The following is a 7,370-nucleotide window of genomic DNA, read 5'->3' as shown; positions in this document are numbered from 1 at the left end:
TTCAACAATGAGTTTACTAATGTTTTGTTGAGCAGAACCGACAGCTTGGTTAACATAGTATTCTTCCATTGTTTGTAAATAGTAATAATTAAAATACTGGTAAATTGGTTTAGGGATAACAGAACATACAGCTTGATTTGTTGTACTTTCAAAGCACAAAATGAACATTTTCCTGCAGTTGGTGAGGCATAAATAGCAATCAACGTAGAATTTTTAGGAACTAATTTTGCTGATGAATTAGATAAACCAAGTTTAGTAATACATTCCTTAGATTGAACTAAAATATTGTTATTACAAACTTCCCCGGATGATAGCCATGGAATTGAACCGTTTTCCCAATATTCAATATTGGATCTTTTTGGTGTTCCACCATTCTGAATCTTTAAAGCTGTGCTCGCTAATATCCCATGCTCCCACCCCCTCGGCACTTCCCCAAACTCACTCGGAAACGCTCTAGCAATTTCCTTCAATTCCGTATAGCTGTCGGGATGGGTTTGGGAAAGTGCGGTTAATTCTTCCGGAGTTTTTCCGCTGATGATTTGCTGAGCGGCAAGTTCGGCTTCCGCTTGGGTTTTGCCTTGTGCAAGGGCATCGGCTTTAGCACGCACGGGGTCGAAATCCACAAACCAGCTTTTAAAAATCCCTTGGGCGATTTGTTCGAGGGTTTGGTTAATTTGAGTGTTGAATTGGATTTTTTTATCAAAAACATTTAATAATTCAGCTGCTCTTTTTCTTTCTTCCTTTGGTGGAAATTTAAAAGTAAATTCAGCTAAATCTTGCCAAGCAACACGTTGTCGTCCTGATGTACCAACCATTCGTTGTTGTGCAAATTCTCTAAATTCAGATAATCGAGCAAAGTAATAAATATAATCTTCATCAAAATCTGGATCTTTAGCTGACATTACAATAAATTCAGTTGAGCCGTGCCCAATAGAACCATCATCTAGCCCTATGACTTTTCCAGTTTTTCCATTTTCTAAACAAGGTGTAATTCTAGCAAATAAAGTATCTCCATTTTTGAATTTGCTACCACCAGAGAATGTTTTCGTATCTATTTGTTCAATAAATTTCGCATTTGTTGGCAGTGAAGCCATTTCTATGAAGGGAGCTATTTTTCCTCGTTTTAATGCTCTTGGTGGATTAAAATCTACAATATCTGATAATTTATTACTCATACCCCAATCCTCCCAAATTTTTCTTAATCTCCGCTTCCAATTCCGCACTTTGTTTAAATTGTTCCTTTAAAAGCGCGGTCAGTTTTTGCATTTTTTCGGCAAAGGGAATATCGTCATCTTCTTGTTCAGCGGTGCCGACATAGCGTCCGGGGGTGAGGACGTAATCGTTCTTTTCAATCTCTTCTAAGGTGACAGATTTACAGAAAGCGGGTTGATCTTCATAGCCTTCGGATTTTTGCCAAGTGTGGAAGGTGTCGGCAATGTTGGTGATGTCATCAAGGGTGAAATCACGCAATACGCGATCTTTCATATAGCCGATTTGACGGGCGTCAATAAATAGCACCTCATTTTTACGGGGCTTGTTGCGGTTTAACAACCAAATTCAGGCGGGGACTGGGGTGTTGGTGAACATTTGTCCCGGCAAGGCGATCATGGCTTCCACAAGATCTGCTTGCACGATGGCTTTGCGAATCTCCCCTTCGTTGTTGGTTTGGCTGCTCATTGAGCCGTTGGCGAGTAAAAGTGCCATTTTGCCTTTCGGGGAGAGGTGGTAAATCATATGTTGTAGCCAGGCAAAGTTGGCGTTGCCTTTTGGCGGTATGCCGTATGCCCAGCGAGGATCGTCCGCAAGGCTTTCGCTCCACCAATCTTTGCTGTTGAAGGGTGGGTTCGCCATAATGAAATCCATTTTTTTGTCGAGATGTTGTGGTTGAACGAAACTGTCGGCATTGTGTTTGCCAAAATCGTAATCAATGCCTCGAATCGCCATATTCATAGCGGCAAGTTTCCATGTGGTGGGGTTGAATTCTTGCCCGTAAATAGACACTTGGTTGATATTGCCTTGGTGGGCGGTGATAAAGCGTTCCGTTTGCACGAAAAAGCCGCCACTTCCCATCGCAGGGTCGTAAACCCGTCCTGAATAAGGTTCGAGCATTTCAACAATGAGAGAAACGATGGATTTGGGGGTGAAATATTGTCCGCCCCGTTTACCTTCTGCTTGGGCGAACTGCCCGAGGAAATATTCATAAATGTGTCCGAGAATATCTTTTGCGCCTAAATGAATCGGTGTGCCGTTGTAAGTGGGCTGAGTAAAATTGGTATCGGAAAAAAGATTAATTAAGCCCCGTAATGTATCTTCATTTACCCCATAGCCACTAATGCGTTGCAATACGCCTTTGAGTTTGGCATTGTCTTTTTCAATGGCGTCAAAGGCATCATCAATTAAACGGGCGACACCGGTGAATTTACCGCCCCAAGGTAATGCTGTGCCGGTGTTAAAAAGGGCGACAGATTGTAACGCTTGCCAACGAGCGGAAGGCGGCACCCAGAATATATTATCGGCAATATAGTAATCACGGTTTTCTAATTCAGAGGTGAGGGCTTCTTGATAGTCTTTGTCGGAATCGTAAAAAGTGCGGTCAAGATAAAGGGGATTTTCAGGAGCAGTGAGTTCTGCTCGGATTTTTTCCTGTTGTGCGGTGAAGCTGTCAGAGATGTATTTTAAGAAAATTAATCCTAAAACAATGTGTTTGTAATTGGCGGCATCAAGTTGTTGGCGGAGACGGTCTGCGGCAGACCAAAGTTTTTCATCTAAATCATTAAGAAAGGCTTGCTGTGTTAGCGTTTCATTGACACAATCTTGGTGGCTTCTGGCTTCTGGCTTCTGGCTTCTGGCTTCTGGCTTCTGCATAAAATTCGTCCTTTGTAAAGTGAAAATGTTGATATTTTTGAAAAAAGTGCGGTTATTTTATAGAAAAGTTGAAGTTTGAACAATTTGATTTTAAGCCTTTCAATGCGCTTTTTTGATTTTGTATTTCATTGCACATTTTCCCCTTTCCTCGTAGAATACACAAACGCTTTTAATATTATGTTGCAAATATGCAGAACAGGAATTTCAATAAGTAGAGACACACTGCGTGTGTCCGAATTTTAACCTATTGAAATGATTTTATAACGGACACACGCAGTGTGTCCCTACAATGAAAATAAATGTAATACGACATAATACAGCCCCATCTTCAAAGTGCGGTTGATTTTGACCGCACTTTTTTTACAGTCAACTATCCCGAGAGATAAACGAGTATGTATAAATTATTCCGTCAATGTATTTTTCAAATGGATGCGGAAACCGCCCATAATTTCACCCTTCAATGTTTAAAACTTGCCGGCCATCCGTTGTTGCAGCCGCTACTGAAATCCGTTATTGCCACACCAAAAGGTTCGGCTAAAACCGTGATGGGGGTGCGTTTCTCAAACCCTATTGGCTTGGCTGCGGGGGCAGATAAAAATGGTGATGCCATTGATGGTTTTGGGGCGTTGGGATTCGGTTTTGTGGAAGTGGGTACGGTGACGCCTCTTGCCCAAGACGGCAATGCGAAACCCCGCCAGTTTCGTTTGATTGAAGCGGAAGGTATTATTAATCGCAATGGTTTTAACAATAATGGCATTGATTATTTGATCGAAAATGTGAAAAAAGCACGCTATCGTGGCGTGATTGGCGTCAATATTGGTAAAAATAAGCAAACCCCATTAGAACACGGCAAAGACGATTATATTTTCTGTTTGAATAAAGCCTATAACTATGCCGGTTATATTACGGTGAATATTTCATCGCCGAATACGCCGGATTTGCGCCAGTTGCAATACGGTGATTATTTTGATGATTTGTTGCAAAGCATTAAGGCTCGTCAGGCAATTTTGGCGGATCAATATAATAAATATGTGCCGATTGCGGTGAAAATTGCGCCGGATTTATCGGAAGCGGAATTGGTGCAAATTGCCGATACGTTGGTTCGTCATAAAATGGACGGTGTGATTGCCACCAATACCACCATTTCCCGTGAAAATGTCGCAGGTTTGAAAAATGCCGAAGAGCAGGGCGGATTAAGCGGTAAACCGTTGCAACAGAAAAGCACAGCGATTATTAAACGATTGTCCGAAGAATTAAAAGGGCAAATCCCGATTATTGGTAGCGGTGGGATTGACGGTGTGCAAAATGCTCAAGAGAAAATGGCAGCCGGTGCTGAATTGTTGCAAGTGTATTCCGGGTTGATTTATCACGGGCCGAAATTAGTGAAAGAATTAGTAAAAACGATTAAATAATGACAAAAATATACGATTTACATTGCCATAGCACGGCATCCGATGGTGTATTAAGCCCAACAGAAGTGGTGCAACGGGCTGCCGAGCAAGGCGTGGATATGTTGGCGTTATGCGATCATGATACGGTTTGCGGTATTGATGAGGCTCGCTTAGCGGCGAAAGAAGTGGGGATCGAATTGATTACCGGCGTGGAAATTTCCACTACTTGGGAAGGGCGGGGCATTCATATCGTAGGGCTGAATTTTGATCAAACTCACCCGAAAATGACCGCACTTTTGGAAAAGCAAAAAGCCTTGCGTGAGAAAAGGGCGGTAGAAATTGGGGCTAAATTAGAAAAAGCGGGAATCCCCAATGCCTATGAAGGGGCAAAAGCCTTAGCGAATGGGGAAGTGACACGTGCCCATTACGGACGATATTTGGTGCAAATTGGCAAAGTCTCGAACGATGGACAGGCTTTCAAACGTTATTTAGGACAAGGAAAACCCGCCTTTGTTAAAGCTGAATGGGTGGATATTCCCACAGCGATTGAAACCATTCATGCCGCCGGGGGAATGGCTGTCATTGCTCATCCGTTACGTTATAACTTAACGGGAAAATGGATTCGCAAATTGATAGCAGATTTCAAAACTTGGGAAGGCGATGCCATGGAAATTTCCGGCTACGGACAAACCAAAGACCAACGCCAAATGCTCGCCCGCTGGGCAAATGAGTTTGGCTTGCTAGGCTCGGTGGGATCGGATTTCCATTTTCCTTGTGGCTGGGTAGAGTTAGGAAAAAATCTCGATCTTCCTGAAGGCGTAGAACCGGTTTGGGCAAGGTTTTAGCGGAGGGACAAATTGTGTGTGTCCGTTACAAAATCAAATTATTTCAATATGTTAAAATTCGGACACACGCAGTGTGCCTCTACAAATCCCAAGTGTAATACTGAAAAACAAGATAAAAATGACCGCTCTTTTACCCCAAATGCCCCACATCATTGACTTTTTCAACGGTAAAGCCTTTTTCGCTGTCATAATGTACAACGCTGATAGAGGTGTTGAGTAAGGAAATGGATTGTCCTTCTTCTCTGTGATTTTGCCAAGTCGCACCGCCAAGTAGAGCGATGAGTAAGCGTAATGTATGGTCGTGAGAAACAATTAAAATATTGCCTTTATGGTGGATTTGAATAATGTCTTGCATTGCGTGCATTACTCGTTCAGCCAGTTGTTGGTAGGTTTCGCCACCGTTTGTTTCGGCTTTGTAATTTGCAGGATCGCTGATCATTTGCTTAAATTCTGCCTGCTCACGCAAAGGTTCAACCCATTGTCCCTCCCATTTTCCAAAAAATTGTTCGTTTAGCCCTTTGTGTTGGAAAAGCGGAATATTGCGTTCGCCAATAATATGTTCTGCTGTGTTAATGGTACGTTTTAAAACGCTGGAATACGCTGCAACAAAGGGAATATGTTGTAATGCACTACCTGCTTTTTGTGCGCCTAAAATCCCTTGTTCCGTTAAAGGTGAATCACCATGCCCTTGCATTAAACCTTTTTCATTCCAAACCGTTCTGCCGTGGCGGATAAAATAAAAAGTCAGTTGTTTTTTCATTTTTCATTAAACCGAGTAAAAAATAAGGAAGCCGAAACTTCCTTATAGAAAATAATTAACGGGAATAATAACCCGCCATTGCGCTATATACGGCGTTTTCTGCCTGAATTAGGCTATATTTCGCTTGTAAAATAGCAAGCTGTGAGGATTTTTCTGTGTTGGCCGCATTTAACCATTCACGCAATTCGGATACGCCGGCGTTATAGCGATTATGATAATATTGTGTGATACGTTTGTTGTAGTTAAAGGTTTTTTGCTGATTCGCAAAGGCACTTTGGGCTTGAGTGAAAGCAAAATAGTTGGTATCCACGTCATTTAACGCAGTGGTGATACTTTGCTCGTAATTTAAACGTGCGGTTTCATAATCGGCTTCAGAGATTTTCACGTTCCATTTTACCGTATTCCAATTTAAGAACGGCAAACTGATTCCCACTGTCCCACCTGCAACGGGGCTATGGAGAGCGTTGCCGACTTTGTTCCCCGTTGAGCTTAAGCTACCGCCCAAGGTGATTTCCGGGAACCAACCTTTTTCTGTGGCTTTGGCATTTTTAAATGCACTGCTTAAGCGGTATTGATTGCCTTTTACATCAGGACGATTGGCGATCACTGAAACCGGCACATTCAAATTCACGCCCACGTTTTTCACGTTAAGAATATGTGGGAAATTGATATTCAACGCTTCTTCCGGTTTTAAATTGAGTAAATTACGCAAGGTTTGTTCTGCGGTTTTGCGTTGGGTTTGGTAGTTGATTAAATTATTGCGTGCGGTTAAAACAGATTGCTGTGCTTGATCCACACTTGCCGCATCCGCAACACCTTGGCTTAAGCGGCGTTGCATAATATTGCTGATGTCATTGTAATATTTGATGCTTTCTTGCGTAGTGCTGATGGCATCATTTAAATAGGCGATTTGATAATAGGTTGTTACAACAGAATTGATTAAGGATAACTTCGTTGCTTCTAAATCTTGTGCTGAGGCTTTGTGTGTCCATTCTGCGGCATCGGCAGAATCCGCTAAACGACGCCATAAATCAAGAGTATAAGCTACGTTTAATGAACCGGTATGTGAAATGGTTGAACTGGCGGAGGTATCAATACGGCGTTGTGCTCCTGATGAGGTTGAACCGCTAAAGGTTGGCACTAAATTTGCGCCGACTAAATTCGCATTATAAAGCGCACGATTAACCGCAACGGCAGCTTTGGCAAGATCTTTATTGTTTAATAGCGCTTGCTCGACCACTCGATTAAGTTGCGGATCATTATAAAGTGCCCACCAGTTTTCTTTTACATTGAATTGTTTGGTGATTTCTTCATATTTTTGATAGTCTGCTTGGCTGGCTTGGTAAGAATCGCCAATATTGGCACAGCCGGCAAGGGTGGTTGCCATAACAATAGCAAGAGTCAATTTTTTCATTTTTAACATTGTTTTTTCCTTCATTCAAACATCATCGTATCAGTGTACAAAACCGAGGATTTAATGAAATGTAGGGACACACTGCGTGTGTCCGT

Annotated in this window: 5 protein-coding genes and 2 pseudogenes; 2 read left to right on the top strand and 5 right to left on the bottom strand. The window is 42.2% G+C overall.

Annotated elements, in window-relative coordinates:
* The 3 genes and pseudogenes from BKK47_RS12865 to BKK47_RS09550 all read right to left on the bottom strand — a co-directional run.
* The coding region (locus BKK47_RS12865) for a restriction endonuclease subunit S (RefSeq protein WP_425271849.1) at positions 1 to 168 on the bottom strand (168 nt) is incomplete at its 3' end.
* 83 nt (positions 169 to 251) lie between these two features.
* Positions 252 to 1,175 (bottom strand): annotated as a pseudogene (locus tag BKK47_RS09555) (restriction endonuclease subunit S); the annotation flags it as partial.
* Positions 1,168 to 2,870: pseudogene (locus BKK47_RS09550) on the bottom strand (class I SAM-dependent DNA methyltransferase). The pseudogenes BKK47_RS09550 and BKK47_RS09555, both read right to left, overlap by 8 nt.
* A 387-nt stretch (positions 2,871 to 3,257) precedes the next feature.
* Between BKK47_RS09550 and pyrD the strand changes: the two are divergent.
* Positions 3,258 to 4,277, top strand: coding sequence for a quinone-dependent dihydroorotate dehydrogenase (pyrD, locus tag BKK47_RS09545; protein WP_077494620.1), 1,020 nt, complete (start codon positions 3,258 to 3,260; stop codon positions 4,275 to 4,277).
* The gene (gene rnm / locus BKK47_RS09540; protein WP_077494619.1) at positions 4,277 to 5,101 is read left to right on the top strand and encodes an RNase RNM; all 825 of its coding nucleotides are present in this window, start codon (positions 4,277 to 4,279) and stop codon (positions 5,099 to 5,101) included. The genes pyrD and rnm overlap by 1 nt, the downstream gene beginning before the upstream one ends.
* 130 nt (positions 5,102 to 5,231) lie before the next feature.
* On the opposite strand, the gene BKK47_RS09535 is transcribed toward rnm, so the two are convergent.
* Together BKK47_RS09535 and tdeA are read right to left on the bottom strand one after the other, a co-directional pair.
* Complete coding sequence (locus BKK47_RS09535) at positions 5,232 to 5,861, bottom strand: histidine phosphatase family protein (RefSeq protein WP_077494618.1); 630 nt, start codon at positions 5,859 to 5,861, stop codon at positions 5,232 to 5,234.
* Between the two features lie 55 nt (positions 5,862 to 5,916).
* Positions 5,917 to 7,284 carry a toxin/drug exporter TdeA gene (gene tdeA, locus BKK47_RS09530; protein ID WP_077494617.1) on the bottom strand — a complete coding sequence of 456 codons (1,368 nt, stop codon included), beginning with the start codon at positions 7,282 to 7,284 and terminating at the stop codon, positions 5,917 to 5,919.
* Between the last annotated feature and the right edge of the window lie 86 nt (positions 7,285 to 7,370).

Source organism: Rodentibacter mrazii, from assembly GCF_001998825.1.
In the GTDB taxonomy this organism is placed as follows: domain Bacteria; phylum Pseudomonadota; class Gammaproteobacteria; order Enterobacterales; family Pasteurellaceae; genus Rodentibacter; species Rodentibacter mrazii.
This window is presented reverse-complemented; position numbering and strand designations above follow the sequence as displayed.

Bases quoted from the DNA above. Each gene is read 5' to 3' on its own strand.
- pyrD (WP_077494620.1), top strand. From the start codon at position 3,258: ATGTATAAATTATTCCGTCAATGTATTTTTCAAATGGATGCGGAAACC.
- rnm (WP_077494619.1), top strand. From the start codon at position 4,277: ATGACAAAAATATACGATTTACATTGCCATAGCACGGCATCCGATGGT.
- BKK47_RS09535 (WP_077494618.1), bottom strand. From the start codon at position 5,861: ATGAAAAAACAACTGACTTTTTATTTTATCCGCCACGGCAGAACGGTT.
- tdeA (WP_077494617.1), bottom strand. From the start codon at position 7,284: ATGTTAAAAATGAAAAAATTGACTCTTGCTATTGTTATGGCAACCACC.